Source organism: Pseudomonas sp. IT-93MI4, from assembly GCF_949767635.1.
GTDB lineage: Bacteria > Pseudomonadota > Gammaproteobacteria > Pseudomonadales > Pseudomonadaceae > Aquipseudomonas > Aquipseudomonas putida_A.
The window spans coordinates 276,446-302,685 of the sequence record NZ_CATKPP010000054.1 but is presented as its reverse complement, the minus strand read 5'-3'; the positions used below and the strand labels follow the sequence as shown (position 1 = coordinate 302,685).

Sequence of the window (26,240 nt, the reverse complement as noted above, 5' to 3'; positions counted from 1 at the left end):
TGTAGAAGCTGCCGCAGGCTGCGATCTTTTTCCTGAAAGCACAAAAGATCGCAGCCTCAATCAGTTCCTACAAAGGCTTCAGATACAACAGCACGTAATCGTTCTTGTCGAAACGCCCGGTCAGCACCGGTTGCAGGCTGGCCAGCGAGGTGCCTTGCAGCGATTGCAGGTCCTTGCTGTCCATCATCAACCAGGCCGGGGCTTTGAGGGCTTCGAGTTGCTGTACCGTTTCGGTGAACTGCGGTTGCAGGTCCTGCTCGACATTGACCATGAACTTGATCGCTTTGGCGTCTTTGCCCATGCCGTGCAGCACCAGCGGGGCCGGGTTCTGCTGCACCTGCGCGAAGGCAGCACGACTGAACGCCTGCGTGTCGTACAGACGTCGCTCCACCGGTTCGAACACCGCGGCATACACCGTCCACAAGGCTAACACCGAGCACAGCGCCAACACTTCGGCGCGCCAGCGCGGGATCATCAGACGCGACAACGCGAGTAATTGCAGAACGCCGAGCACGACCAGCACCAAGGTGATGCCGTCGAGTTGCTCGGGAAAGCGGCGCTTGGCAACCAGCAGGGCCACCATCAACAGCCCCGGCGTCACCAGCCAGATACCTTGAATCACCCCACGCAATACGCGGAACACTCGCCCGTGCAACACCTGGAACGGGTATGCGGCGATGATCGCCGCCATCGGCAACATCGGCAGCAGGTAACGCGCCTTCTTCGCCTGTGGAATCGACAAGCCGACCATGACGATCAGCCCGGCGGCGGCGCAATATTGCACCAGACGCAACGCTGGCCCGCGCTGATGCGGTTTGCTCAGCCAGGTCGCGGCCAACGCCAGGATCGCCAGCGGATACGCCAGTGCGTAATTGCCCATCGAGCTGGTGAAGTAATACAGCGAACCGCTGACGCCTTCGCTGCCGTCCATGCGCCCCATGAACTGCATACGAATCACGTCCTGCAGGAAGGCTTCGCCACCGCTGAGTTTCGCCAGCCACAACAGCAGGCCGACACACGCTGCGAGTAACACAGAAGCGATCACGCCGAACACGAAGAGGCGTTTCCACTCACGGTTGAGCAGGTAGTAACTGCAGAGCATGCCGGTCGGTACCACCAGGCCGATAGGCCCGCGAATCCCGAAGCCCAGCAACAACAGGACAAAGATCAGCGGCCAGCGCCGGCGCGAACCGAAGTGGTCGTGCGCGTAGCCCAGGTAAAACACCGACAGCGCCACGGCGGCGAGTATCAGGTCTTGCGACACCGCGCGCACTTCGGTGACAAAGGTGCTGGTGAGCATCAGCAGCGCAATACTGATCAGCGCCCAGCGCTGCGAATGCACCGCCAGCAACCGATACATCAACGTCACGATCACGCCGCCGGCAATGGCGCTCGGCAGCCATGCCGTGAGGGTGTTGACCGCGCCAAAGGGCAACGACAACAACCAGATGAACAGCGTCGAAAGCGCCGAATAGTCGGCATACGGCTCACCGTAAGTGGTCGGGAATACCGTTGGCCCGTGTCGCAACATTTCCTGGGCAAACAGTACGAAACGTGAATCGAAGCCAATGGGCGCCTGTCCGTAAACCCCGGCGATGAACAGCAACAGTGCCAGCAGCCCTGCGATCAGGGACTGCCGGCGGATGACAGGCGACAACGTGATCAAGCGACGTCCGCTTTGTCAGACCATTGCTGCAGCGGCATCGGCAGTTTGCGCGAATCACCACGGCCGATCGGGAAGTACTTGAAGCCATTGCGCGCCAGACGCTCGGCGTCGTACAGGTTGCGGCCGTCGAAAATCACTGGGGCTTTCAGGCGTTGCTCGATCAGGTCGAAATCCGGCGCCTTGAACTGCTGCCATTCGGTGCAGATGATCAGCGCATCGGAACCCGCCAACACCGATTCCGGAGTGCCCATCAGCATCAGTTTTTCTTCGTTCGGATACAGATGCTGGGTTTCCTGCATCGCTTCCGGGTCGAACGCGCGCACGCTGGCGCCGGCGGCGAACAGCGAATCGAGCAGTACGCGGCTCGGTGCGTCGCGCATGTCATCGGTGTTTGGTTTGAACGCCAGGCCCCACAGGGCGAAGGTCCTGCCGCGCAGGTCACCCTTGTAGAACGCGTTAATACGGTCGAACAGCTTGTGCTTCTGCCGCTCGTTGATCGCTTCGACCGCTTGCAGCAGGTCGCTGGAGCAATGCGCCTGTTCGGCACTGTGGATCAGCGCGCGCATGTCTTTGGGGAAGCACGAACCGCCATAACCGCAGCCGGGGTAGATGAAGTGGTAACCGATGCGCGTGTCGGCACCGATGCCCTGACGGACCGACTCGATGTCGGCGCCCAGGTGTTCGGCCAGTTCGGCGATCTGGTTGATGAAGCTGATCTTGGTCGCCAGCATGCAGTTGGCGGCGTATTTGGTCAGCTCGGCGCTGCGCAGGTCCATGAACATGATGCGGTCATGGTTGCGGTTGAACGGCGAGTACAGGTCGCGCATCACATCTTGCACTTCGTCACCTTCGCAGCCGATGACGATGCGGTCCGGACGACGGCAGTCGGCCACCGCCGAACCTTCCTTGAGGAACTCCGGGTTGGAGACGATATCGAACTGCAACTCACGACCGGCCTTGTCCAGCGCGGTTTGAATGTGCGCACGCAGGGTGTCGCCGGTGCCGACCGGTACGGTGGATTTTTCCACCAGGATCAGCGGCTGCTCACGGTGGCGCGCCACGGCGTCACCTACCGACAGCACGTATTTCAGATCGGCCGAGCCGTCTTCGCTGGACGGTGTACCCACGGCGATGAACGCGACGCGACCGTGTTGTACAGCGAGTTTTTCATCGGAAGTGAAATGCAGGCGGCCGGAGTCCAGGCCTTCGCGCACCAGGCTCGACAGGCCCGGCTCGAAGATGCTGACGTGCCCCTGGCGCAGCAGTTCGACTTTCTTCTGATCGATGTCCATGCACACGACGTCGTGACCGACTTCGGCCAACACGGCGGCCTGCACCAGGCCAACATAACCGCTACCAAATACTGTGATTTTCATGGAGCACTCCTGAATTCGGGCGCACGAGACGGACGAGTGTTAATAGTGATGACCCCGAGCATGACCAGTGCCACGCCCAGCGATTTAGTGAAACTGAACGATTCGTTGAACAGCGGCAGACTGGCCGCCAGCAGGTACACCAGCGCGTAGCTGATGCTCAATAGTGAATAAGCCCGGCCCAGCGGCAGATCGCGCAAGGCCGCGAGCCAGCAGAGCATCGACAGGGCGTAGGCGAAAATCGCCGCCACCACCACGGCCAGTGCCGACAGATCGACACTGCCGGCGCTCAGCACCGTCAGCCATTGTTCCGGTTGCGGCAGGCGCGTCATGCTCCAGCGCATGCCCAGTTGGGCGCCACTGACCAGCATTACGCTGCCCAGAGCAAAACCGATACCACGTGCCTTGTTCATGACTGTTGCCCCAGTAAAACTACGCCGCCGATCACCAGCGCCACGCCCAGCCAATGCTGACGGTCGATGGGCTCGCGAAAAACGAAGCGAGCGATCAGGGTGATCAGCACGAAGTTGAGGCTGAGCATCGGGTAAGCGATGCCCACTTCAAGACGTTGCAACACCAGCAGCCAGACCAGCAGCCCGCTGCCGAGAGCAAACAGCGCCAGCCACAACCATGGCGAACGCAGTTTGTCGGCCCAGGACGAATCAACGCCGCGCCAGCTCTCCACGGCGAATTTCTGCGCGACTTGCCCCAGGCACGTCAGCAGACACGCCGTCAGTAACAGCAACCAACTCATGACGGATCCTTGGGCAGCACCATGATCACCAGATTGCCCGACTCATAACGGGTACCGTCCTTGGGCAGCAGGTCCAGCTCTTCGAGCTCGTCCTGACCCTTGACACGCATCAGCACGCCGACCGAGCCGCTGCGGCGCGCTTCACGTACCCATTGTTGAACGTTGTCCTTGGTGAGTCGGCGCTCGGCGCCTTCCGGGTAGGAAAGACCGTATTTGAGTTCGCCGACCGTGTTGTACAGCGCGACCTCTGGTTGTTTCATGCGCCAGGCCAGCGCTGCCGCCGCACCCAGATCATTGCTCAGCAGATGCGTGGCGCCGGACAGCTCGGTGACGTGGTGCCGGATGAACTGATCCGGGGTTTTGTTGGCCACCACCGACTTGGGCAATGCCGCCGGTAGGATCCCGGCCAGCAACAGACTGCCCAGCGCCGGTGCCGCCCAGCACTGCAACGGCAGGAACGCTTGCGCCAGGTTGGCGATGATCCAGCCGATCAGGGCGATGAACACCAGTACCAGGCTGTGCAGTTCGTGGTCGTACACCGGTTTGTTCAATTGCAGGTAAACCAGTGCGATCAGCGTGACCACACCCAGCAACAGGTTCAGCAGGCCGTTGATCCCCAGTGCCCGACCTTGTTCCAGACGCAGGCGATCAGCCAGCGCATTACCCAGCAGCAATGCCAATGGCAACAGGCACGGCAGAATGTAGGTCGGCAGCTTGCCGTTGCTCAGGCTGAAAAAGCCCAGCGGCAGCCACAACCACAACAACAGAAAGACCATGTTCGGCTGGGCCCGGGTTTGCCAGGCTTGCTTGAACGCGGTCGGCAACAGGCCAACCCACGGCAGACTGAATGCCACCAGCAGCGGCAAGTAGAACCACCACGGTGCATCGTGCTGCGCATCGTCACCGGCAAAGCGGCGGATGTGTTCGTGCCAGAAGAAGAACCGCCAGTAATCCGGTTCTTGTGCGTGCACCGCCAGCGCCCACGGCAAGCTGACGATGATCGCGATGGCGATCGCCACCGGACCGAACACCAGCAGTTCGCGCCAGCGTTTTTGCCAAAGCATCCACGGCAACGCGATCAGTACCGGCAGCAACCAGGCGAGAAAGCCCTTGGTCATGAAGCCCATGCCGCAGGCCAGCCCCAGCAGCGCCCACGCGCCCAGCCGTTGCCCGGTGCTGCGGCTGTCGAGCGCAAACCACAGCGCCACCAGACTCAGGTTGACCCAGAAGGTGAATTGCGGATCGAGGTTGGCGTACCCGGCCTGACCGGCGACGACGGTGAAGCTCATATAGAGCAGGGCGCAGACGAAGCTCTTGCGCGGATCGTTCCATAACCTGCGCGCGACCAGGTAGGCCAGCAGCACACTCAAAGCCGTGCTGAGGGCCGACGCGAAGCGCACGCCGAACAGGTTCTGTCCGAACAATTCCTGGCCGATGGCGATCATCCAGTAGCCGGCAATCGGTTTCTCGAAATACCGCAGCCCCATGAAATGCGGCGACACCCAATTGCCACTGAGCATCATGTCCTGGCTGATCTGTGCGTAACGGGTTTCGTCGGGGATCCACAGGCCATGGGTGCTCAATGGCAACAGATAGGCCAGCAGACAGAGGCCGACCAACAGCGGCAGTGCCCAGCGTCTGGTCATGCGCCTTGCACTCCCAGCCAGCCTTCACGGCCTTCGAGCACACCGCGTTGCACGCGGCCCACGGGCAGGGTGTTGAAAAACTCGGGCAACAAGTCGCCCAAGGGTTTGAAGTCAATGTGGCGCTGGCGTGCATCGGCCAGCAACTGGCGAAAATCCTGAGCCATCAGAATCCCTTCTACTTCGGCATGAATGGTGTAGACGTTGAGTGCTTGCGACTGGAACCGGTCGAGGATGAAGGCGTTGAAGTCCTTCGCCGCCACGTGCGGGCCGACGACTTCGTCGAAGGTCGGCAGGTCCACCGGAATCTGCGGAGTGCCCAGCGAACCGTCCGCCAGCAGCGGACGGAACAGGCTCTGCCCGCGGCAATCGCTGTTATAGCGAAAGCCGAAGGTCTGCTTGGCCTCGATCACGCGCTCGTCCGCACGCCAACCGGCGGCGGCCGAACACTGGATCTTTTCGCCGAGGATGTCGCTCAAGGTATCGACGCCGCGCCGGATCTGTTCGATCAGTTGCGCGTCGCTCCAGCGCCCGGCGTTGGCCTGCCAGCCATGGTGATCCCAGGCGTGCAGGCCGACTTCGTGACCGGCGTCCCGGGCCTGACGCATCAGGTGCCCGAGATCACGGCCAATCGGTTTGCCGGGCCAGGCAGTGCCGGCCAGCAAAATGTCCCAGCCGTAGAGGCCGGCAGCGTTGGAGCGCAGCATTTTCCAGAGGAACTGCGGGCGGATCAGGCGCCACAGATGCCGACCCATGTTGTCCGGGCCGACACTGAAGAAAAACGTTGCCTTGACCTGCGCCTCGTCGAGCATCTCCAGCAGCCGCGGCACACCTTCTCGGGTGCCACGGTAGGTGTCGACATCGATACGAAGACCTGCCTGCATTACTTCTTGTCCGCGATTTCGAGCATGGCTTCACGCAGGAAGAAGTCCAGGGTGTTGCCGATGGTCTCGCGCATTTCCACGGTCGGCTCCCAGTTCAGCAGGCGCTTGGCGTTGGCGATGCTTGGCTTGCGGTGTTCCACGTCCTGGTAACCGGCACCGTAGAACGCCTTGCTTTCCACGTCGCGGAAACCGGCGAACGGCGGGAAGTTGTGGCGCAGCGGGTGCGCTTCGAACTGACGCAGCAGCTCTTCGCCCAACTGACGGATGCTGGCTTCGTTGTCCGGGTTGCCGATGTTGATGATCTGGCCGTTGCAGACATCGTTGTCGTTGTCGATGATCCGCGCCAGGGCTTCAACGCCGTCAGCGATGTCAGTGAAGCAACGCTTCTGCTCGCCACCGTCGAACAGACGGATCGGCGTGCCTTCCACCAGGTTGAGGATCAGTTGGGTGATGGCGCGGGAGCTGCCGATACGGGCCGAATCCAGACGGTCCAGACGCGGGCCCATCCAGTTGAATGGACGGAACAGGGTGAAATTCAGGCCCTTGGCGCCGTAAGCCCAGATCACGCGGTCCAGCAGTTGCTTGGAGACCGAGTAGATCCAGCGCTGCTTGTTGATCGGGCCAACGATCAGGTTCGAGCTGTCTTCGTCGAAGTTCTTGTCCTGGCACATGCCATAGACTTCGGAGGTCGACGGGAAGATCACGCGCTTGTTGTACTTGACGCAGTAGCGAACCAGTTTCAGGTTCTCTTCGAAGTCCAGCTCGAATACGCGCAGCGGGTTGCGGGTGTATTCGATCGGGGTGGCGATGGCCACCAGCGGCAGGACCACGTCGCACTTCTTGATGTGGTACTCGATCCACTCGGAGTGAATGCTGATGTCGCCTTCGACGAAGTGGAAGTTCGGGTGGCTGCGCAGACGGTCGATGGCGTCGGAGCCAATGTCCAGACCGTAGACTTCGTAGCGGTCGTCACGCAGCAGGCGCTCGGACAGGTGGTTACCGATGAAGCCGTTGACACCGAGGATCAGCACACGAGTGCGACGTGGCGCACGACCGGATTCGGCGCCGCGCAGCAGCGAGCCATCGACCAGACCCAGTTCGTTGGCCAGTTGCGGGCCGCTGAGGTACAGGCCGTTGTCGTTGCGCTGACCGGCGTTGATCACCAGCGAGTCCTGACCGCAGGCAATGCGCAGCGGATCGACGCTGATCACGCGGCCTGGCGCCTGGCCTTCGTTGCCCTTGACGACGTCGGCGCTCCAGACGATCAGTTTGTGCTCGCCCACGGCGCAGAACGCGCCCGGGTAAGGGCGGGTGACGGCGCGCACCAGGTTGAACAGTTCTTCGGCCGGTTTGGCCCAGACCAGTTTGCCGTCCGCCGGGGTGCGACGACCGAACACGGTGGCTTTCGATTCGTCTTGCGGGGTTTCAGTGATCTTGCCTTGCAGCATGTTCGGCAGGGTGTCGCGCAGCAGGTCGCTGGCGGCGGTGCGCAGTTTGGCGTGCAGGGTCAGGCCGGTGTCGCTGCGGTCGATGGCAACGCGCTGCTGGGCAACGATGGCGCCAGCATCAGCGCGCTTGACCATACGGTGCAGGGTGACGCCGGTTTCGGTTTCGCCGTTGACCAGCACCCAGTTCGCCGGAGCGCGGCCGCGATAGCGTGGCAGCAACGAACCGTGCAGATTGAACGCGCCTTTTTTGGCCAGGGCCAGCAGCGGTTCGCTCAGCAGGTTGCGGTAGTAGAAGGAGAAGATGTACTCCGGGTCCAGCTTGGCGATGCGCTCGATCCACAGTGGGTGGTTGGCGTCTTCCGGCGCGTGGACCGGGATGCCTTTGTTGGCGCACAGCTGTGCAACCGAGGCATAGAACGCGTTTTCTTTCGGATCATCGGCGTGAGTGAACACTGCTGCAATGTCATAGCCGCTGTTGAGCAGGGCTTCAATGCCGGCGCAGCCAATATCGTGGTAAGCGAAGACAACAGTTTTTGCACTCATGAGAGAACCTGATCGGAAGTGGAAGAAGTAGCGGTAGAAGAAAGACCATCAACGGTGACGGCAGGGGCCGGATCGGCCGGCTGGCTGCGCAACACCTTTTCGATGAAGAAACGTGGACGGGCGCGCACATCGCTGTACATGCGGCCGAGGTATTCACCCAGCAGGCCCATGCCGATGAATTGGCCACCGGTGAACACGAACAGCACGGCGAACAGCACGAACATGCCGTCACCGGCCCAACCGGCACCGAAGGCCAGACGCAAGACAATCAACGCAATCGCGAACAGCACGCCCAAGCCGGCCATGGCGAAGCCGACGATGCTCAACAGACGCAGCGGGGTGGTGGTCATGCAGGTGACCAGATCGAACATCAGGTTGATCAGGCGCATCGGGCTGTATTTCGAGTCGCCGTGTTCACGCTCGGCGTGGGCCACGACGATTTCGGTGGTGTGACGGGCGAAGCTGTTGGCCAGGATCGGGATGAACGTGCTGCGTTCGCGGCAGGCGAGCATCGCGTCGATGATGGTGCGGCGGTAGGCGCGCAGCATGCAGCCGTAGTCGCTCATGGCGACGCCGGTGGAGCGCTGCACGGCGAGGTTGATCAGCTTCGACGGATAACGGCGCAGCGCCGAGTCCTGACGATTGCCGCGCACGGTGCCGACCACGTCGTAACCTTTTTCGGCCTCGGCCACCAGCCGCGGGATTTCTTCCGGCGGGTTCTGCAGGTCGGCGTCGAGGGTGATCACCACGTCGCCCTTGCACTGTTCGAAACCGGCCATGATCGCGGCGTGCTGACCATAGTTGCGGTTGAGAATGACCGCCACGAACGGGCTGTTTTCACGCCCGGCGGCTTCTTCGAGCATGTTCGCCGATTCGTCGCGGCTGCCGTCGTCGACCAGCACGATTTCGAAATCGTGATTCAGTTGGCGGCAGGCCGCCTCGGTACGACGCAGCAGCTCGGGCAGGCTTTCCTGTTCGTTGTAGACCGGGATGACGATCGACACGCTACGGATTGGATAAGGTTTCACAGGCGTTTTTCCATGATTTGAGCGATGGCACCGACCACCCGGTCAAGGTCTTGACCGGTCATGTCGGGGAACAGCGGAATCGAGCACAGCCGCGCCGAGTTCCATTCGGTGTTGGGCAGGTACAGGTCGGGGTCACGCTGGCGATACCAGGTGTGCAGGTGGGTGGCGATGAAATGGATACCGGTGCCGATGCCCTGATCCTGCAACGCCTTCATGAACGCTTCGCGGTCCATGCCGCAACGCTCGCTGTCGATGCGCAGGATGAACAGGTGCCAGGCGTGTTGCTGGGCATAGGCGGGCAGGGCCAGCGGTTGCACCGGCAGGCCTTCGAATTTTTGCAGGTAGCTGGTGGCCAGTTCGGTGCGCCGGGCGTTGATTTCGTCCAGACGTTGCAACTGCACCAGGGCAATCGCGGCGTTGATGTCGGCCAGGTTGTACTTGAAGCCCGGTTCCATCACTTGCGCCTGCGGCTTGCGGCCACCGGTCAGACGGTCATAGGCGTCAACGCCCAGGCCGTGGAATTTGAGCATGCGCACGCGGCTGGCAAGGGCTTCGTCGTCGGTGACGAACATCGCGCCTTCGGCACAGGTCATGTTCTTGATCGCATGGAACGAGAAGATCGCCGTGCCTTGCGAACCGACGTGGCGCCCCTTGTAGCGGGTGCCGGCGGCGTGGGCGGCGTCTTCGATGACCGGGATGCCGTGCTTGTCGGCCAGGGCGTACAGCGGATCGAGATCGAATGCAGCGCCGGCATAGTGCACCGGAATGATTGCCTTGGTCCGCGGAGTGATGGCCGCTTCGATGCGCGCAGCGTCGGTCATCAGCGTGTCGCGGTCGACATCGACAAACACCGGTTTGGCGCCCAGCAGGGAGATCATGTTGGCGGTCGAAACCCAGGTCTGCGACGGGGTGATGACTTCGTCGCCCGGGCCGATGCCCAGGGCCAGCAGCGTGATGTGCATGCCGCCGGTGGCCGAAGACAAGGCCACCGCGTGCTTGCAACCCACGTACTGCGCAAACTGCTCTTCGAGTGCCTGGTTTTTCGGCCCCGTGGTGATCCAGCCCGAGCGCAACACCTGCTCGACAGCGGCAATTTCCTCATCGCCAATACTTGGGCGGGAGAAGGGGAGAAACGCCTGACTCATGGGCACCTCATTACAAAAAAAATAAAGGATGGATTCACGCGGTTATTGGATCCAGCCTCAGCGTAGACACAGAAAAGCGCTCCTGCATCAATAACTTGGCAAAAAAAGCATGACGTCGGGGATTGATTGACTTTTCACGATTTGCCCGGCAGGTTGGGGCATAGCCACTACCGAACCTATGGGAATTAAGGTTATGCCGGTTTTTGTGAAAGGAACATGAAAAACCGGTTGGCGAATCGTTTATCTGTCACTTATACAGCCGCTGTTCAGGCTTCTGCCGTCCATCGCAGTTTTTTGTCGGACAGTGCCGCTCAAGTACCTTCTTTACTTCAAGTACATTGCATTTGTTAGTTGTTGTAGTGCTGTACATTTTTTACTCAAGGTTTAACGTTTGATTGATTTAGTTGCTGCAACCCCCGACGCTCCAAAAACCAACCCGATGAGCCTGTACCTCGCGCGTTTGGCGCCCTCCAGCCAACTGACCATGCGCTATGTGCTGCAAGATGCGGCCGATCGCCTGGGCTTTGAAGACATGAATGTCGAAGAGATTCCCTGGCATGCCTTGCAACCGGAAGATGTTGTAGCGCTGGTCGCTGCATTACGCGCAGACAACTACGCACCGAACACTTCTTCGTTGTATGTGAATGCGGTGCGCGGGGTGATGAATGAGGCCTGGCGCATGAGTCTGATCAGCCAGGAACATCTTCTGAAGATGCGTTCGGTCAAGGGCATCGCCGGCACGCGGCTGTCTCAGGGGCGCAATCTCAAGCGCACGCTGATACACGAACTGATGGAAGTCTGCGCCGCCGATCCACGCCCGCAGGGCCTGCGTGATGCGGCAATCATCGCGTTGCTGTACGGCACCGGCATGCGCAAGTCGGAATCGGTGGACCTGGATCTGAATCAGGTTGATTTCAGCGAGCGCAGCCTGTGCGTCACCGCCAAGGGCAACAAGCAGTTGATCAAGTACGCGCCGGCATGGGCTTTCAGCAAGCTCGATGCATGGCTCGAACTGCGCCGCTCGCAGCTCAAGGAAGGCGAGAGCGACGATGCCTTCCTGTTCAACCGTATTCGCCGTGGCAGCCACATCACCCGCGAGCGCATCACCAAGCATGCGATCTACTACATCGCTCGCCAGCGCGGCACGCAGGTCGGGGTGAAGATCATGCCCCACGATTTCCGTCGCTCGTTCATCACCCGGGTGATCGAAGAGCACGACCTGTCGATCGCACAGAAACTGGCGCATCACAGCAACATCCAGACCACCGCCAACTACGATGTGCGCGATGACAACGAGCGGCGGCGGGCGGTGGATCGCTTCGATCTCTGATCAGTTCAGACCAAACACATGCGCCGCACCGAGTACCGACAGCTGCACCGCGCTGCCGGCGGGCGGCGCGTGCATGCCGGAGCTGCGCACCAGAATCGAACGGGGCGGATCCTGAGTCGCGGATGAGCTCAGTTCAACCGTCAGGGTGCAGGTGTTGCCGGCAAAATCGCGGTCGGTGACCAGCGCAGGGCAGCTTTGACCGTCAGACGCCACCTCGGCGATCTGCAATTGCTCGGGGCGCAGCATGATCTGCGCGGCGCCGCTGAAGCCGTTGCTGTTCACCGCCACCTGACCCAGATCGCAATGCGCCCAACCCGCCTCGATTCGCGCGGGCAGGACCACCGCTTCGCCGAGAAAGTGCGCGGTCTGTTCATCCTGCGGATAGCGGTAGAGATCCATCGGATGCCCGGACTGCACCAGCCGGCCGCTGCGCATCACCGCCAATTGATCGGCAAACGACAACGCTTCGCTCTGGTCGTGGGTCACCAGAATGGTGGTGACGCCGGCGTCTTCGAGCAGGCGCGCGACCATTTTGCGCATGGCACTGCGCAAACCGGTGTCGAGGGCGGAGAACGGCTCGTCCAGCAGCATCAGCCGTGGCTGTTGCGCCAGTGCACGGGCCAGCGAGACCCGCTGTTGCTGGCCACCGGACAATTCGTGGGGCCAACGGTTGGCCATGTTGGCGTCGAGGGCGACGCTGTCCATCAACTCAAGGATGCGCTGGGTGCGGGCCGCACCGGTCAGGGCCAGGCCGAAACCGATGTTCGCCGCCACCGTCATGTGCGGGAATAACGCGCCGTCCTGCGGGACGTAGCCGATCTGCCGTTGATAGGCCGGCACTGCGTGGCTGCGGTCGACCAGCGTCTGGCCGTTGAGCGTAATGCTGCCGCTGTCGGGAAACTCGAAGCCGGCGATCATCCGCAACAGCGTGGTCTTGCCGGAACCGGAGGGGCCGACGATCACCGTGCGGCTGCCGGTCGGCACGTTGAGGCTGACGTCGTCGAGCGCCTTCTGCGCGCCGAAGGTTTTACTGAGGTTGAGCAGTTCGAGAGCGTTCATCGGCCAGCGGTACGCCTGGATTGGTGATAAAGGATGGCCGTCAGCGGCAGGGAAAGCAGGATCATCAAGAACGCGTAGGGCGCGGCGGCGGCGTAATCGATTTCGCTGGTCATCGCCCAGAAACCGGTAGCGAGGGTCCGCGTGCCGTTGGGCGCCAGCAGCAGGGTTGCGGTCAGTTCATTGGTGATTGCCAGGAACACCAGTGCCGCACCTGCCGCCGCGCCGGGAGCTGCCAGGCGTACGGTGATCAGCCACAATGCGCGTATCGGCGAGCGGCCAAGGCTTTGCGCGATGTTTTCCAGCTCGACCGGGGCCTGTGCGAAACCGGCGCGCAGGCTGACCAGCGCCCGGGGCAGGAACATCAGCAGGTAAGCCAGCAGCACGGTGATGGTGGTCTGGTAGATCGGCCGGGCGAAATGAATGGTCACGGTGACCAGCGCCAAAGCAACGACAATGCCGGGCAGTGAACTGGTGATGTAATTGCAGCCTTCCAGCAAGCGCTGCAGTTTGCCCGGCGAGCGGATCGACAGCCACGCGATGGGAATCGCCGCGACACTGGTCAGCAATGCGCCGGCCACTCCGTAAGACAAGGTTTGCAGCAGCGCCGGCAGCAACTCGTCACCTTGCCAGACCTGCACACCACCGGCCACCAGCCAGCGGCCCAGCGTGAGCAACGGCACACCGAGGGCCAGCAGGCAGGTCAGGGTTTGCAACAGTAACGCCAGAGTTGTCGCGCCACGCCCCAGTTGCACGCTGCGCTGGTCCCGGGCGCTGCCGGAACCGACTCGCGCATAGCGGGCGTTGCCACGGGCGGCAGATTCGGCGGTGAGCATCGCCAGACAGCACAGCGCCAGAACGCCAGCGAGCATGTTGGCCGCCGGGCCGTTAAACGTCGATTTGAACTGATCGAAGATCGCCGTGGTGAAGGTGTCGAAACGGATCATCGCGTACAAGCCGTACTCGGCCAGCAAATGCAGACCGACCAACAACGCGCCACCGCAGATTGCCAGGCGCAATTGCGGCAACACCACCCGAAAGAACACCGCCCACGGCTTGAGTCCCAAGGATTGCGCGACGTCTTCAATCGCCGGATCGAGACGGCGCAAGGTCGCGGCAATCGGCAAATACAGAAACGGGAAATAGGCGATCACCGACACCAGCACACCGGCCGGCAGACCGTGGATCGACGGAATCAGGCTGACCCACGCATAACTGTGGACGAACGCCGGCACGGCCAGCGGAGCCACCGCCAGCACTGACCACAGGCGTCGGCCGGGCAGGTTGCTGCGTTCGGTCAGCCAGGCCAAGGTGGTTCCGAGCAGGATGCACAGCGGCAGGGTGATCAGCACCAGCAGCACGGTGTTGATCAGCAATTCGCCGACCCGCGGGCGAAAGATCAGAGCTTCGATGGTCGCCCAGCCGGTGTACCACGCCACGCCGATGACGAACGCGATCGGCAGCAGGGACAACAAAGACACCAGCACCGCCGAGCTCACCACCCACGAACTGCCACGCCCGGCCAGCGTGCGGGGCGGGTGAATGAGGCTGGCGGCGGCCGTCGCAACGGCCGGTGCAGGCAAGGTTTCGGGCATCACTCAGAGCAATCCGGCCTGGGTCATCAGCTCGACGGCTTTTTTGCTGTCGAGGGTCGACGCATCGACTTTCGGCGCGTCGAGGGTTTTCAGCGGAGTCAGCTTCGGATTGGACGGCGCGTCTTTACCCACGGCGTATTCGAAGGAGGTGCCGGTTTCGAGAATTTCCTGACCTTCCTTGCTGGTGATGTATTTGACGAACTTCTGCGCTTCATCCTGATGCTTGCTCGAGGCCAGCACGCCGGCGCCGGAGGTACTGACGAACGCGCCCGGATCCTGATGTTTGAAGTAGTACAGCTTGGTGTTTTTGCTGTTTTCGCCGGTCTTGGACTGATCGACGAAGCTGTAATAGTGGTAGATCACACCGCTGTCGATCTGTCCGGCGTTCACCGCTTTGAGCACCGCACTGTTGCCGCGATAGATCGTGGCGTTGGTCTTAATGCCCTTGAGCCATTCCAGCGTGGCAGCTTCGCCTTTCTGTTGCAGGACGGCGGCGACGATCGCCTGGAAGTCCGCGCCGGCCGGGGAGGCGGCCCAACGGCCTTTCCAGGCCGGGGTGGCGAGGTCGAGCAGGGATTTGGGCAAGTCCTTTTCAGTCAGTTTACTTGGGTTGTAGACGAACACGGTGGAACGGGCGGCGATACCGACCCAATTGCCGTGGGCCGGACGGTAGGCGGAATCGACTTGCTCAAGGGTAGCGGGCGCCAGAGGGGCGAACAGCTTGGCGTTGTCCACCAGCACCATCGCCGGGGAGTTCTCGGTGAGGAATACGTCTGCCGGCGAGGCGGCGCCTTCCTGCACGAGCTGGTTGCCCATCTCGGTGTCATCGCCGTTGCGAATGGTCACCGGAATGCCGGTTTCCTCGGTGAAGCCGGCCACCCAGGCCTTGGTCAGCGTTTCATGCTGCGCGTTGTAGACCACCAGACCCACCGAATCGGCGGCAAAAGCCTGCCCGGTGCCGAGCAACGCAGTGGCCAGCAATGCGCGTTTGAAGAAGGATGGAAAGCGTGGATTCATTCGGGCAGCTCCTGTTTTCAGACGTTATGAGCAAACCCTCGCAGGAAACAATGCGAACGATTTGCAAGTGTCGAGTCGCGGCAATGTAGGGTGGCAAATGAGAAAAAAACGTCAAAGAAGCCGTTAATACTTGTCATTACCATTCAAATTTACCGCGACTCTCTCCTTTTGTCTTAGCGTCATTGCTCAGGAGTGGGGGATGTAAGCCACGCTCTGGTCTGCACGCCCGTGGAATACCTGTTCGCCACGGGTCGGGGTGGTGGTGATGACCTGATGATCAGCCTTCAGCGCATCGAGTGGCACGGCGTCACCGGAACGGTATTGCGCCACGAAGATCGTGCGTTGCGGATCCCAATGTTCGCCGCTGGTGCGTTGCAGCCAGGCGATCAGCGTCGCTGTGTCGCCATTGTGCGGGAAGTCCTCGATCGTTTCCGGCACGTAGTAGAACGGTGCACCACCGGTTTGCAGATACATCGGTACTTTGTTGTCGACCTCGATCATGACCATGCGCCATTGATTCAACGGTGCCTGCTGACTGGCCTGCTCGCGTACCTGCTCGCCGAAGCGGATGACACCGCCGCCGCTGTTGGTCCACGGGTAAAGCACACCCAGTACCGCAGCGAGCAACACAGTAGTGACAGCGAAGCCGATCTTCAGCCCACGGCCTTCGCTGTTGCGGGCGGCCATGCGCCGGGTGACCCACCAGGCACCCAGCAATTGCGCGAAGGGCACCAACGGCAGGACGTAATAACTGCGGCGACTGCCACTGGCGGTGAAGAACAGCATCAGCAGCGCGAGCCCTTGAATCAGCCAGCGGGTATCCGGTTCGATGTGCTTCCAGTTGCGCGCGGCCACCCACAAGGCGATCAACCAGCACGGTGCCCAGGGCAGGGTGTAAACCGGCAGGTAGATCAAGTAGGTGTAAATCGGCCCGAACTGATCGAACGGCTGGAAAAACCGCACGACGTTTTCACGCAGCACCAGGCCGAGGCCGCTTTGTTCGTAGTTGGGCGCACCGTAGAGGTGAGACAACAGGAACGGCGCCATGTAAAACGCCCCGGCGATCAATAGCGCGCCGAACAGTCGCAGGTTCAGATGACGTTTCCAGCGGTGTTCGCTGAGCAGGTGCGGCAGCAGCACCAGCCCCGGCAGGATGAAACCGATCAGGCCCTTGAACAGCGACGTCAGCGACAACAAACCGAAGAACACCACGTAACGCCAGAAGCGGGTGTCATCCGGGCCGCGCCAATACCACCAGACGGCCGCCAGCACGCCGCAGACGGTGAGAATGTCGGCGGTGGCGACTCGCGCCCAGAACACGAAATACAAGGTGGTCGCCAGCATCCAGCCGGCGATCAGCCCGGTGCCTTTGCGAAACAGTTGCTCGCCAAGCAGATACACCAGCCACACGCTGAACCACGCGGAAATCACCGAAGACAGACGCAACGACCAGTGCCCCAGTCCGCCGGTGAACCAGGAGGTCGCGGTGATCAGCCAGTACGACAGCAGCGGTTTGTCGTAATAAGGACTGCCTTTGAGATAGGGATCGAAATAGTCGCCGCTTTGCAGCATCTGCAAGGCGATGTTGGCCCAGCGGGTTTCCGGCCCCCACAGCTCGCGACTGCCCAGGCCGAGCAGTAACAACAGGGCAGTCGCGGCCAGCAGAAGCAGCAACGCGCCCCGATCTTTTTTGTCTGCGGTCATGGTTTGCTCTGGGCAAAGATGAAGATTTCCAGGTTGCCGCGCCGGAAGTGCTGACCATCGATCGGCAACAGCTCCAGTTGCTGCTCGTCAGAGGTGCTGTTGACGCGCATCACCACGCCCACCGAGCCTTTTTTGCGCGCTTCGGTCATCCATTCGCCTACGCCGTCGAGGCTGACCTTGCGTGACGCCATGGCCGGGTCATCGAGGCCGTACTTGAGTTCGCCAACGGTGTTGAACAGGTCGACTTGCGGACGACGCAAACGCCAGGACAGTGCCGACGCAGCGCCCAGGTCATTACTCAGCAACGAGCTGGTTTCGCTCAGTTGCTGCTGATGTTCGGCAATGAACTGATCCGGCATCTTGCTGTTGACGATGGTCGCCGGCATCGCGGCCGGCAGCAATGCGACGAGCAGGCCGATGCCCAGCGCCGGCATCGCCCACAGCGTCAGCGGGCGCAAGGCTTGCAGCGAACCGGCAATCAGCCAGCCGAGCAGCACGATATAGCCCAGCGACAGGCTGAACATTTCGGTGTGTTCGTAAATTTCACGGGTCGCTTGCAGATAGATCAGCGCGACCAGTGCGGCAACGGCCAGCATCACGTTGACCACACCGTTGATGCGCAAGACACGGCCGTTCTGGCGTTCGAGCCAGCCCATCAGCGTGTGGCCCATCAACAGGGCCAGAGGCAGCAGGCACGGCATGATGTAAGTCGGCAGTTTGCCGCTGCTCGCGCTGAAAAACGCCAGCGGCAGCAGGAACCACAAGGCGAGGAAGGCGATTTTCGGATCACGCTTTTCGCGCCAGGTACGCAGCAGCGTCGAAGGCAACAGCATTGCCCACGGCAAGGTGGACGCAAACAGCAGCGGCAGGTAGAACCACCATGGTCGTGCGTGCTGTGCGTCTTCACCGGCGGCGAAGCGGCGGATGTGTTCGTGCCAGAAGAAGAACCGCCAGAAATCCGGTTCACGCGCGTGCACGGCCAGTGCCCATGGCACGCTGACCAGCGCGGCCACCGCCACGGCAACCAGTCCATAACGCACCAGTTCACCGAAGCGCCGCTGCCAGATCATGTAGGGCAGGGCGATCAGCACCGGCAGCATCAAGGCGAGGAAACCTTTGGTCATCAGGCCCATGCCGCAGGCAAATCCCAACAAAGCCCAGCCGCCCAGCCGCGCGCGCGGGGTGTTGCTGTCGATGGCAAACCAGATCGCCACCAGGCTGAGGTTGACCCACAAGGTGAATTGCGGATCGAGGTTGGCATAGCCGGCTTGCCCTGCGATCAGGCCGAAGCTCATATAAAGGAGGGCGCACGCGGCGCTGATTCGCGGGTTGTTCCACAGGCGCCGGGCCAGCAGGTAGGCCAGCCACACACTAACCCCGGAGCTGAGTGCCGAGGCGATGCGCACGCCGAAGAGGTTTTCACCGAAAATCGCCTGGCCGATGGCGATCATCCAGTAGCCGGCGATCGGTTTTTCGAAGTAGCGAATGCCCATGAAGTGCGGCGCCACCCAGTTGCCGCTCTGCAGCATTTCCTGGCTGATCTGCCCATATCGGGTTTCATCGGGAATCCACAGACCGTGGGTCATCAGCGGCAGCAGATAAAACACCACGAATGCCAGCACCAGCCCGGGGATCGCAAAACGCTCGATCAGGGTGCGCTGGTGGAGGCGCGGCAAATTCAACGCCGCATGGTGCAGCGGTTTGTTCTCAGACGTCATGACTGGACCTTGGTGCAGTACAAAGTGTGCGTTTCAGTGACGGCCCGGCAATTTCCGTTGCAGGTGCGGCACTGGGTTGAATGAATGCAGAGGCGAGCACGGCCGATGGGCGTGTCCTGCATTCAGAGAACGGGTCTGCTTCCAGCGTTAAGTTCTCCTCGAGAAGACAAGCTTTAAAATTAATTTTTTCCAGTTCGGGAAAGTAAAAAACATTTCTTATTACAAATTTCATACACGCCGATACCCTGTGCCAGAGCATTGGCCGAGCCGTTTGTTCTCGACTAAGTTTGATGATTACTTGGCCAGTCGTTGCCAGCCTTCGGGATTCATGATGCCAATTACTTCAAGTTTTCCTTGCGCATCTATCCGGGCTAAAACAGTGCTGCCATATTCGGCGGCGACCGCGCGCGGGTAACCGGTCTGCCGTTCGAAATCGGCGATGCAGCCGCTGTGGGTTACCAGAATCATGTTCTGTCCCGGGGTCTTGTGCGCCACCAATTCATTGCGCATCGTCGGGCCACAGGTTTCCAGCCATTCCGCCGCCACGGCATCGTGGCCGAGCATGTAATGCGCAGTCTGCAGGGTGCGCGTCAACGGGCTGCTGAAGAACTGGGTCTTTTCCAGGCCCAGTTGCGTAAAGCCACGGCCTACCTGGGCTGCAGCAATGCTGCCAGCCTGGGTGATACCGTCTGCCGGCCCCAGACAGGGATTGGTCGAGCGGTCGCAACGTTCGGTATGTCGCACCAGTGCGACGACCTCACCGGCCTGCCAGGCCTTCACCCATCCCTGGGTAGCCGACGCACTCGCATAGCGCAGGTTGGCGGGCGAACGTTGCATCCAGACGAAGCCACAAATCAGTGTAATCAACAGCAAACCGACAGCAATGATTGCCCAGGTGCGCGGACGAGACAGATCCCATCGCCTGGACGCTGATTGTACGTGTACTAATTCAACCACGACGTTGCCCCTTGTCATTCCCGAGTTCCACTCAGTACACGCGCAGTGCAACGTAAGCTCCAGGAGGTTAGTTACTTTACGGTGGTCTACTTGAATGGCTGCTGAACACTACGTTCAGAGTCGTGGCGGAGCAGTGAAGAACATGTGAAAAATTTGCGAGGTCCGGCGTGTGTTAACTAAAACGGCTATTTGATAAATAAACTCAAATACCCGTTTTGTTTGTTTTAAACACTTAACAACAACGCCGGGCAAGGCGAAGCTGCGAATATTGGTCAACGTCGTCGCGCCGCCCCTTGCAGCCCTGACATCAGCACTGGAGTCATTGAACCGGATGGACCTCAAGCAAAGCCTCGCCAATCGGATTGTGATTGTGTTCGCCTTGATGAGCGCGGTGGTGGCCGGTGTCTTCGCGATGGGCATTGTGGCCACGGTGCATGTCGTCGAGCACAAGTTGACCATGACCGCCCTCAGCGGTGGACTGCGCCGGTTGTTGGCGATGGACGACATCAACCAGTGGCGCCACGAGCCGGAAAAGAGCGAACTGTTTTTTTTCGAGAACGGCCCGGGGCCCATGGCACTGACGCCGCAATTGGCAGCACTGCCCCAGGGGTTTCAGGAGATCACCTTCAACGGTGACGATTTCTACGCGATGGTCGAGGCAGTCGGCGGACGCAAGTATGTGCTGCTGCGCAATCAGGAAAGCTTCGAGCAGCGCGAGCACTTGCTGTTCGTGGTGGTGATTGTCGGGTTCATCCTCAGCGTCATGCTGGCCGTCGCGCTCGGCAGGCTGCTGGCGCGGCAGGTCATGGCGCCGGTGATTCGCCTGGCGGGGCAGGTGCGGCATCGTGATCAATTGATCGCGCTGGCGCCGGCCCTGCATCCGGATTACGCCGATGATGAAGTAGGGGAGTTGGCCCTGTCTTTTGACCAGACACTCGGCCGGTTACGCGAAACCCTGAATCGGGAAAAGCTCTTCACCAGCGACGTCAGCCACGAACTGCGCACACCGTTGATGATTCTGGCCAGCTCCTGCGAGCTGTTGCTGGCCAACCCTTCGCTGGATCCGCGTTCCACTCAGCAGGTCAAACGCATTGCCCGGGCCAGCGCTGAAATGCGCCAACTGGTCGAAACCTTCTTGATGCTGGCGCGCAAGCCGGAAGAGCTTGGCACCGAATCCACTTGCACACTCAAATCTATAGCCGATGCCCAGGTGGAAATCTGGGGGCGACTGATTCGTGAAAAGGGTCTGGAGTTTATCTACGAGCCACAACTGGCGGGCATCGCTCGTTATGACCTGACGTTCTTGCAGTCGGTCATGGGCAATCTGTTGCGCAATGCCTGGCACTACACCGATCAGGGCCTTGTCCGCTTGACCCTGCTCAAGGACAGCTTTGTGGTCGAGGACAGCGGCATCGGTATTCCGGAAGAGAAACGTCATGCGATGTTCCAGCCATTCGTGCGTGGTGACGAACAGCGCGGTGAAGGCCTTGGGCTGGGGTTGTCGCTGGTGCAGCGAATCTGTAGCCATCAGCGCTGGCAGGTTCAGTTGGTGACTCGCGAACCGAACGGCTGCCGTTTCACCGTCACGCTGTTTGCGACTCAGGAGGCCGACGGGCAGGCGCGAGAATTGCCCGCCGCCTGATTGATCAGGGCAGCCAGGCGTTTGACGTTGTTCTGTTGCGCGGCCACCAGTTCGTCGATGCTCGGGCCGGACGGAGTTTGCAAGGTTGAATGGCAGGTCAGCAGAGCATTGTCCGCCGCACCGCTGGGACGCAGGCGCCACTTGACGTCGATCAGCCCGTACTGGCCGGGGATCGAGTCGAAACGCTGCACATCGATGCGCACCGAGACATTGCCGCGACTGCCGGTATTGCTCAGTTGATCGTTCAAGGCGCTGCGCAACTCATCCGCCAGACTCGCCCCCCACCACTGGGTTTCCAGAATCGCCAGGCCATTGTTGCCCTGACGGATGACGATTTGCGGACGGTCAACTTGCGGCGGCACGCTAATCCCCTCGATCGGAATCTGCGCGCCGGCACGGGACGGCGGCAGTTGCACCGGGGTCAGGGTGTGAAAGTTGATCGGCTCGCTGCGGCAGGCGCCCAGCAGCATGAACGCAGCGAGCACGGTGATCTTCAGCGGTAAAGCCATGGGGGAGCTCCTGTGCTCAATTGCGCGGCGGTCCTTTCAGGTCCAGCGGCGCCGCGTTGTCGGGACGACCGCGAATCAGCGATTCCGGATGGCGACCGAGATAATCCGACAGCTCACGCAGCGAACGCGACATGCGCCCGAGCTCGTCGAGGGTCTCGGTGAGCTTCTCGCGCTGCGGCGAATCTTCGGCCAGGGTCGAGCTGGCGGACTGCAAGGTCTTGCTGACGTCGGCCAGGGTGGTCTGCACGCTTGGCAGGGTTTTCGCGTTGAACTGGGTCAGGCCTTTGCGCAGCTCGACGAGGTTGCTGTCGAGGTTGCCGGCAATCCGTTCGACCGGCAGTTTGTTGAGCTTGTCGACCACGGCTTCGAGTTTTTCCTGCAACTGTTCGAGGCTGCCGGGCACGGTTGGCAAGACCACCGGCCGAGCCGTCGCGTCGAACGCAACTTTCTCGGCTTTCGGGAAGAAATCCAGCGCAATGTACAGTTGCCCGGTCAGCAGATTGCCGCTGCGGGCCTGGGCGCGCAGACCATTGTCGACGAAGGTGCCTAGCAAACGAATGCCGGCAGCTTCGTCGTCGGGGTCATGCTTGAATTCGGTGAGCATTTTTTTGTAGGCCTGACCGAGGCGCTGCGGGTAAATGACGATGCCGACGTTAAGCGGAAAACTGCGTTTCTTCGCGTCAAAGTCCAGATTGATGCCGACTACCCGGCCAATCTCCATGCCGAGAAATTCTACCGGCGCATCGACCTTGAGCCCGCGCAAGGACTGTTCGAAACGCAGCACCATGTATTGCGCCTTGCCGTTGGGCGGGGCGAGGGCGGTCTGCTGATCGGCGAACAGTTCGAAGTCCTTGTCGTCGGCGGCGGCAACGTCGTTGGGGCTGTAATCCGGGGCACGGAAGGCAATGCCGCCGACCAGCATGGTGGACAGCGATTCGGTCTTCACCGCAAAGCCGTTGGCGCCGACATTGATGTCGATGCCGCTGGCGTTCCAGAACCGGGTGTTTTCGGTGACGAACGCGTCGTTTGGCGAGTGAATGAACACTTCGATGTCCACGCCCTTGCCCTCGGGATTGAGGGTGTAGGTCACGACCTGGCCGACCGGAATCTTGCGGTAGTAAACCGGCGAACCGATGTCCAGCGAGCCCAGGTCCGGGGCGTGCAGCATGAAGCGCTTGCCCGGTTCGCCGTAGGTGATCGGCGGTGGATTCTCCAGGCCCTTGAAACGTTTGGCGCGGCTGTCGGCCTGACCGATATCGGCACCGATGTAGTCGCCGGAGAGCAGGGTGTCGATGCCCGAAACGCCACCGGCGCCGATGCGCGGGCGCACGACCCAGAATTGCGAGTCTTCGCGGGTAAAGGTTTCAGCCTGTTTGGACAGCTTGATGGTGGCGTCGACACTTTTCTGATCGCCGCTCAACTCGACGTCAGTCACCTGACCGATCACCACATTGCGGTATTTGACTTCGGTCTTGTTGGCGGTCAGGCCGCTGCCGGTCTTGAAGTTGACGACGATGGTCGGGCCTTCCTGCATCAGGTTGTGCACCACCAGCGAAATACCGACCAGCACCGCGACGATCGGCACGATCCACACCAGTGAAATACCGAAGCGACGCGTCTTGATCGGCGCTTGGCCCGGTGCTCGTGGCTCATCGGCGGCTGACGACTTCATCCATGTCCTCCTCGGTTTTGTGGATGCTGAGCGTCAGGAACGCAAAAGCACTTCATCAATATAGAAGTGCTTGGCGATAGAGCAAATAAGCAAGGAGATGGTTACGTGGTGGATGCCTCAGCCGAGGATTTCACGCAGGCGATACCAGAGCATGCCCAGTGCCAGCAGCGGCGAACGCAGGGCAGGCCCGCCGGGGAAGGTCATGTGCGGCACCGCGCTGAACACGTCCATGCCCTGACTGTGCCCGGCATGGATTGCCTCGCCCAGCAGCTTGGCGCACCAGTGCGTGACGTTGACGCCGTGCCCGGAGTAACCCTGAGCGTAGAACACGTTTGGCTGCTGCTTCAGCCGGCCAACTTGCGGGAAACGGTTGGCGGTGATGCCGATCTTGCCACCCCATTGATAGTCGATGCGCACGTCCGCCAGTTGCGGGAAGACCTTGAGCATCTTCGGGCGCATGTAGGCGGCGATGTCCGCCGGATCGCGCCCGGAATAATGACAGGCGCCGCCAAACAGCAGGCGTCGATCCGCCGAGAGCCGGTAGTAATCGAGGCCGACTTTCTGGTCGCACAACGCGAGGTTGTGCGGGATCAATTGCGCGGCACGTTCCTCGGACAGCGGCTCGGTGGCGATGATGTAACTGCCGGCCGGCAGTACCTTGCCGCTGAGTTGCTGTTCGAGTTCATCCAGATGCGCGTTGCAACCGAGTACCAGACTGCCGGCGCGGACGCTGCCGCTGGCGCAACGCACCTCAACGGTTTCGCCATGAATGATCTGCAGCACCGGGCTTTGCTCGAAGATCCGCACACCGAGGGACGCCGCCAGACGCGCTTCGCCTTGCACCAGATCCAGCGGGTGCAGATGGCCGGAGCCCATGTCGATCAGACCACCCGCGTAGCCGTCGGCGTTCACCACTTGCTGACGGATCAGCTCCGGGCCGACCAGACGGGTCTGGTGTTGATAACCGAGTTCGTCGAGGCTGACCTGTTCGTCCTTGAACGCTGCGAATTGCGCCGGAGTGTTGGCCAGCTCGCAGAAGCCCCAACGCAGGTCGCACTCGATGGCGTTCTCGGTGATGCGCTGGCGCACCAGTTCCACCGAGTCGATCCCGGCGCGCTGCAAGTAACGCACGCCGTCATTGCCGACATAGCGGGCAAAGCCTTCGACCTCGTGACCGATGCCGCGGATCAACTGACCGCCGTTGCGCCCGCTGGCGCCCCAGCCAATGCGTCGGGCTTCAATCAACACCACCGACAGCCCGCGCTGCGCCAGTTCAATCGCGGTGTTTACCCCGGTGAAGCCGCCGCCGATCACGCAGACATCGGCGGTGAGGTCACCGTCGAGTGCCGGCCAGGGCGTACTGGCCCGGGCCGAAGCCGCGAAATAGGAGCGGGCGTGTTCTTTGCTGTACTGATTCATTTGTTCGACTTCACTTTGCTCCAGGACCGGGTCATCAGACGCATGATCGACTGGGGCGGGGTAGAGGAGATGTAGAGCTTGTCCAGCACCGCCTGCGACGGGTAGACCTCGGGATTGTTCACCAGCGCCTGATCCATGTACTGCTTGGCGGCCGGGTTCGGGTTGGCGTAACCGACCGAAGCGCTGACCTTGGCAATCACTTGCGGATCGAGAAGGTAATTGATGAAGGCGTGGGCTTCCTTGGTGTTGCTGGCGTCGGCCGGGATTGCCAGCAGGTCGAACCACAGGTTGGCGCCTTCCTTCGGAATCGCGTAAGCGATGTTCACCCCGTTCTTGGCTTCCTTGGCGCGGTTGGCCGCCTGGAACACATCGCCGGAGTAACCGAAGGCCACGCAGATGTCGCCATTGGCCAGGTCGGAAACGTATTTCGAGGAGTGGAAATAGGTGATGTACGGGCGAATGCTCAGCAGTTTCGCTTCGGCCTTTTTATAGTCTTCCGGGTTCTCGCTGCGTGGGTCCATGCCCATGTAGTTGAGGATCGCCGGGAACACTTCGTCCGCCGAGTCCATCATCGACACGCCACACTGGGTGAGTTTCTTCAGGTTTTCCGGCTCGAACAGCACGGCCCAGGAGTCGATGTGATCGATGCCGAGCACAGCCTTGACCTTGTCGACGTTGTAGCCGATGCCGTTGGTGCCCCACAGATACGGCACCGAGTGCTGGTTGCCCGGGTCGTTCTTCTCGAGTAGTTCAAGCAGCTTGGGATCGAGATTCTTCCAGTTTGGTAGCTGCTCGCGATCGAGTTTGAGGAACGCCCCGGCCTTCACCTGACGCGCGAGGAAGTGGTTGGAGGGCACCACCACGTCGTAGCCGGTACGGCCGGCGAGCAGCTTGCCCTCCAGGGTTTCATTGGAGTCGAAAACGTCGTAGATCACCTTGATCCCGGTCTTGGCCTGGAAGTCGGCGAGGGTGGTTTCACCGATGTAGTCGGTCCAGTTGTAGACGCTGACCTGTGGTTGGGCCAGGGCTGCGGTGCTGCAGAGCAGCGCCAGTGCGGCGGGAACCATGGATTTCAATAGACGCATATCGACACCTCTTCGAATTTTTTGGATTTTTCAGGTGGTTCGCTAATCCCTG

The 26,240-nt window shown here is 61.0% G+C and carries 21 protein-coding genes; 2 read left to right on the top strand and 19 right to left on the bottom strand.

Annotation, left to right across the window (positions count from 1 at the left end):
* Positions 1 to 67: 67 nt before the first annotated feature.
* The 9 genes from ACM6I7_RS20445 to arnB are packed head-to-tail and all read right to left on the bottom strand — an operon-like array spanning position 68 to position 10,484.
* Positions 68 to 1,666: an ArnT family glycosyltransferase gene (locus ACM6I7_RS20445; protein WP_414889159.1), complete on the bottom strand. Its 1,599-nt coding sequence runs from the start codon at positions 1,664 to 1,666 to the stop codon at positions 68 to 70.
* The gene (locus tag ACM6I7_RS20440) at positions 1,663 to 3,042 is read right to left on the bottom strand and encodes a UDP-glucose dehydrogenase family protein (protein ID WP_027611955.1); all 1,380 of its coding nucleotides are present in this window, start codon (positions 3,040 to 3,042) and stop codon (positions 1,663 to 1,665) included. The genes ACM6I7_RS20445 and ACM6I7_RS20440 overlap by 4 nt, the downstream gene beginning before the upstream one ends.
* Positions 3,039 to 3,452, bottom strand: coding sequence for a 4-amino-4-deoxy-L-arabinose-phosphoundecaprenol flippase subunit ArnF (gene arnF / locus ACM6I7_RS20435; RefSeq protein ID WP_414889158.1), 414 nt, complete (start codon positions 3,450 to 3,452; stop codon positions 3,039 to 3,041). The genes ACM6I7_RS20440 and arnF overlap by 4 nt, the downstream gene beginning before the upstream one ends.
* Positions 3,449 to 3,793 carry a 4-amino-4-deoxy-L-arabinose-phosphoundecaprenol flippase subunit ArnE gene (arnE, locus tag ACM6I7_RS20430; RefSeq protein WP_027611953.1) on the bottom strand — a complete coding sequence of 115 codons (345 nt, stop codon included), beginning with the start codon at positions 3,791 to 3,793 and terminating at the stop codon, positions 3,449 to 3,451. Before arnE ends, arnF begins: the two co-directional genes overlap by 4 nt.
* Positions 3,790 to 5,439 (bottom strand): lipid IV(A) 4-amino-4-deoxy-L-arabinosyltransferase, encoded by a 1,650-nt coding sequence (gene arnT / locus ACM6I7_RS20425; RefSeq protein WP_414889157.1) that lies wholly within the window; start codon positions 5,437 to 5,439, stop codon positions 3,790 to 3,792. Before arnT (ACM6I7_RS20425) ends, arnE begins: the two co-directional genes overlap by 4 nt.
* Entirely contained in the window at positions 5,436 to 6,320 is an 885-nt protein-coding gene (gene arnD, locus ACM6I7_RS20420) for a 4-deoxy-4-formamido-L-arabinose-phosphoundecaprenol deformylase (RefSeq protein ID WP_096796055.1), read from the bottom strand. The genes arnT (ACM6I7_RS20425) and arnD overlap by 4 nt, the downstream gene beginning before the upstream one ends.
* Positions 6,320 to 8,311 (bottom strand): bifunctional UDP-4-amino-4-deoxy-L-arabinose formyltransferase/UDP-glucuronic acid oxidase ArnA, encoded by a 1,992-nt coding sequence (gene arnA, locus ACM6I7_RS20415; protein WP_086791185.1) that lies wholly within the window; start codon positions 8,309 to 8,311, stop codon positions 6,320 to 6,322. The genes arnD and arnA overlap by 1 nt, the downstream gene beginning before the upstream one ends.
* Positions 8,308 to 9,339: an undecaprenyl-phosphate 4-deoxy-4-formamido-L-arabinose transferase gene (arnC, locus tag ACM6I7_RS20410; protein WP_103367175.1), complete on the bottom strand. Its 1,032-nt coding sequence runs from the start codon at positions 9,337 to 9,339 to the stop codon at positions 8,308 to 8,310. Before arnC ends, arnA begins: the two co-directional genes overlap by 4 nt.
* The gene (gene arnB, locus ACM6I7_RS20405) at positions 9,336 to 10,484 is read right to left on the bottom strand and encodes a UDP-4-amino-4-deoxy-L-arabinose aminotransferase (RefSeq protein WP_103367174.1); all 1,149 of its coding nucleotides are present in this window, start codon (positions 10,482 to 10,484) and stop codon (positions 9,336 to 9,338) included. Before arnB ends, arnC begins: the two co-directional genes overlap by 4 nt.
* 439 nt (positions 10,485 to 10,923) lie before the next feature.
* On the opposite strand from arnB, the gene xerC reads away from it, so the two are divergent.
* Positions 10,924 to 11,814: a tyrosine recombinase XerC gene (xerC, locus tag ACM6I7_RS20400; protein ID WP_027611947.1), complete on the top strand. Its 891-nt coding sequence runs from the start codon at positions 10,924 to 10,926 to the stop codon at positions 11,812 to 11,814.
* Here the strand turns inward: xerC and ACM6I7_RS20395 are convergent, their stop codons facing one another.
* The 6 genes from ACM6I7_RS20395 to ACM6I7_RS20370 form a co-directional block, all read right to left on the bottom strand.
* Positions 11,815 to 12,873: an ABC transporter ATP-binding protein gene (locus tag ACM6I7_RS20395; protein ID WP_414889156.1), complete on the bottom strand. Its 1,059-nt coding sequence runs from the start codon at positions 12,871 to 12,873 to the stop codon at positions 11,815 to 11,817.
* Positions 12,870 to 14,465 (bottom strand): ABC transporter permease, encoded by a 1,596-nt coding sequence (locus ACM6I7_RS20390; RefSeq protein WP_097089857.1) that lies wholly within the window; start codon positions 14,463 to 14,465, stop codon positions 12,870 to 12,872. Before ACM6I7_RS20390 ends, ACM6I7_RS20395 begins: the two co-directional genes overlap by 4 nt.
* 3 nt (positions 14,466 to 14,468) lie before the next feature.
* The gene (locus tag ACM6I7_RS20385; RefSeq protein WP_414889155.1) at positions 14,469 to 15,482 is read right to left on the bottom strand and encodes an iron ABC transporter substrate-binding protein; all 1,014 of its coding nucleotides are present in this window, start codon (positions 15,480 to 15,482) and stop codon (positions 14,469 to 14,471) included.
* Positions 15,483 to 15,668: 186 nt separating this feature from the next.
* Positions 15,669 to 17,186 (bottom strand): ArnT family glycosyltransferase, encoded by a 1,518-nt coding sequence (locus ACM6I7_RS20380; protein WP_414889154.1) that lies wholly within the window; start codon positions 17,184 to 17,186, stop codon positions 15,669 to 15,671.
* Positions 17,183 to 18,904 carry a lipid IV(A) 4-amino-4-deoxy-L-arabinosyltransferase gene (arnT, locus tag ACM6I7_RS20375; protein WP_414889153.1) on the bottom strand — a complete coding sequence of 574 codons (1,722 nt, stop codon included), beginning with the start codon at positions 18,902 to 18,904 and terminating at the stop codon, positions 17,183 to 17,185. Before arnT (ACM6I7_RS20375) ends, ACM6I7_RS20380 begins: the two co-directional genes overlap by 4 nt.
* Positions 18,905 to 19,198: 294 nt before the next feature.
* Positions 19,199 to 19,741, bottom strand: coding sequence for a histidine phosphatase family protein (locus ACM6I7_RS20370; protein ID WP_256578471.1), 543 nt, complete (start codon positions 19,739 to 19,741; stop codon positions 19,199 to 19,201).
* Positions 19,742 to 20,192: 451 nt separating this feature from the next.
* Between ACM6I7_RS20370 and ACM6I7_RS20365 the strand changes: the two genes are divergently transcribed.
* The gene (locus ACM6I7_RS20365) at positions 20,193 to 21,503 is read left to right on the top strand and encodes a sensor histidine kinase (RefSeq protein ID WP_096796046.1); all 1,311 of its coding nucleotides are present in this window, start codon (positions 20,193 to 20,195) and stop codon (positions 21,501 to 21,503) included.
* On the opposite strand, the gene ACM6I7_RS20360 is transcribed toward ACM6I7_RS20365, so the two are convergent.
* From ACM6I7_RS20360 to ACM6I7_RS20345, 4 genes are all read right to left on the bottom strand, one after another.
* Positions 21,461 to 22,012 carry a membrane integrity-associated transporter subunit PqiC gene (locus ACM6I7_RS20360; RefSeq protein ID WP_247267598.1) on the bottom strand — a complete coding sequence of 184 codons (552 nt, stop codon included), beginning with the start codon at positions 22,010 to 22,012 and terminating at the stop codon, positions 21,461 to 21,463. The genes ACM6I7_RS20365 and ACM6I7_RS20360 overlap by 43 nt on opposite strands.
* 16 nt (positions 22,013 to 22,028) lie before the next feature.
* On the bottom strand, positions 22,029 to 23,684 hold the full coding sequence (locus ACM6I7_RS20355) for an intermembrane transport protein PqiB (protein ID WP_096796045.1): 1,656 nt from the start codon (positions 23,682 to 23,684) through the stop codon (positions 22,029 to 22,031).
* Positions 23,685 to 23,801: 117 nt separating this feature from the next.
* Positions 23,802 to 25,103: an NAD(P)/FAD-dependent oxidoreductase gene (locus ACM6I7_RS20350; protein ID WP_414889152.1), complete on the bottom strand. Its 1,302-nt coding sequence runs from the start codon at positions 25,101 to 25,103 to the stop codon at positions 23,802 to 23,804.
* Complete coding sequence (locus ACM6I7_RS20345; protein ID WP_041063835.1) at positions 25,100 to 26,188, bottom strand: polyamine ABC transporter substrate-binding protein; 1,089 nt, start codon at positions 26,186 to 26,188, stop codon at positions 25,100 to 25,102. The genes ACM6I7_RS20350 and ACM6I7_RS20345 overlap by 4 nt, the downstream gene beginning before the upstream one ends.
* Between the last annotated feature and the right edge of the window lie 52 nt (positions 26,189 to 26,240).

What these genes read in the sequence shown, in the direction of transcription:
- xerC (WP_027611947.1), top strand. Translation starts at nt 10,924, where the DNA reads ATGAGCCTGTACCTCGCGCGTTTGGCGCCCTCCAGCCAACTGACCATG.
- arnE (WP_027611953.1), bottom strand. Translation starts at nt 3,793, where the DNA reads ATGAGTTGGTTGCTGTTACTGACGGCGTGTCTGCTGACGTGCCTGGGG.
- ACM6I7_RS20365 (WP_096796046.1), top strand. Translation starts at nt 20,193, where the DNA reads ATGGACCTCAAGCAAAGCCTCGCCAATCGGATTGTGATTGTGTTCGCC.
- ACM6I7_RS20370 (WP_256578471.1), bottom strand. Translation starts at nt 19,741, where the DNA reads ATGCAACGTTCGCCCGCCAACCTGCGCTATGCGAGTGCGTCGGCTACC.
- ACM6I7_RS20360 (WP_247267598.1), bottom strand. Translation starts at nt 22,012, where the DNA reads ATGGCTTTACCGCTGAAGATCACCGTGCTCGCTGCGTTCATGCTGCTG.
- ACM6I7_RS20355 (WP_096796045.1), bottom strand. Translation starts at nt 23,684, where the DNA reads ATGAAGTCGTCAGCCGCCGATGAGCCACGAGCACCGGGCCAAGCGCCG.
- ACM6I7_RS20380 (WP_414889154.1), bottom strand. Translation starts at nt 17,186, where the DNA reads ATGACCGCAGACAAAAAAGATCGGGGCGCGTTGCTGCTTCTGCTGGCC.
- arnB (WP_103367174.1), bottom strand. Translation starts at nt 10,484, where the DNA reads ATGAGTCAGGCGTTTCTCCCCTTCTCCCGCCCAAGTATTGGCGATGAG.
- arnD (WP_096796055.1), bottom strand. Translation starts at nt 6,320, where the DNA reads ATGCAGGCAGGTCTTCGTATCGATGTCGACACCTACCGTGGCACCCGA.
- ACM6I7_RS20390 (WP_097089857.1), bottom strand. Translation starts at nt 14,465, where the DNA reads ATGCCCGAAACCTTGCCTGCACCGGCCGTTGCGACGGCCGCCGCCAGC.
- ACM6I7_RS20350 (WP_414889152.1), bottom strand. Translation starts at nt 25,103, where the DNA reads ATGAATCAGTACAGCAAAGAACACGCCCGCTCCTATTTCGCGGCTTCG.
- arnT (WP_414889157.1), bottom strand. Translation starts at nt 5,439, where the DNA reads ATGACCAGACGCTGGGCACTGCCGCTGTTGGTCGGCCTCTGTCTGCTG.
- arnT (WP_414889153.1), bottom strand. Translation starts at nt 18,904, where the DNA reads ATGACGTCTGAGAACAAACCGCTGCACCATGCGGCGTTGAATTTGCCG.
- ACM6I7_RS20345 (WP_041063835.1), bottom strand. Translation starts at nt 26,188, where the DNA reads ATGCGTCTATTGAAATCCATGGTTCCCGCCGCACTGGCGCTGCTCTGC.
- arnF (WP_414889158.1), bottom strand. Translation starts at nt 3,452, where the DNA reads ATGAACAAGGCACGTGGTATCGGTTTTGCTCTGGGCAGCGTAATGCTG.
- arnA (WP_086791185.1), bottom strand. Translation starts at nt 8,311, where the DNA reads ATGAGTGCAAAAACTGTTGTCTTCGCTTACCACGATATTGGCTGCGCC.
- ACM6I7_RS20395 (WP_414889156.1), bottom strand. Translation starts at nt 12,873, where the DNA reads ATGAACGCTCTCGAACTGCTCAACCTCAGTAAAACCTTCGGCGCGCAG.
- ACM6I7_RS20385 (WP_414889155.1), bottom strand. Translation starts at nt 15,482, where the DNA reads ATGAATCCACGCTTTCCATCCTTCTTCAAACGCGCATTGCTGGCCACT.
- ACM6I7_RS20440 (WP_027611955.1), bottom strand. Translation starts at nt 3,042, where the DNA reads ATGAAAATCACAGTATTTGGTAGCGGTTATGTTGGCCTGGTGCAGGCC.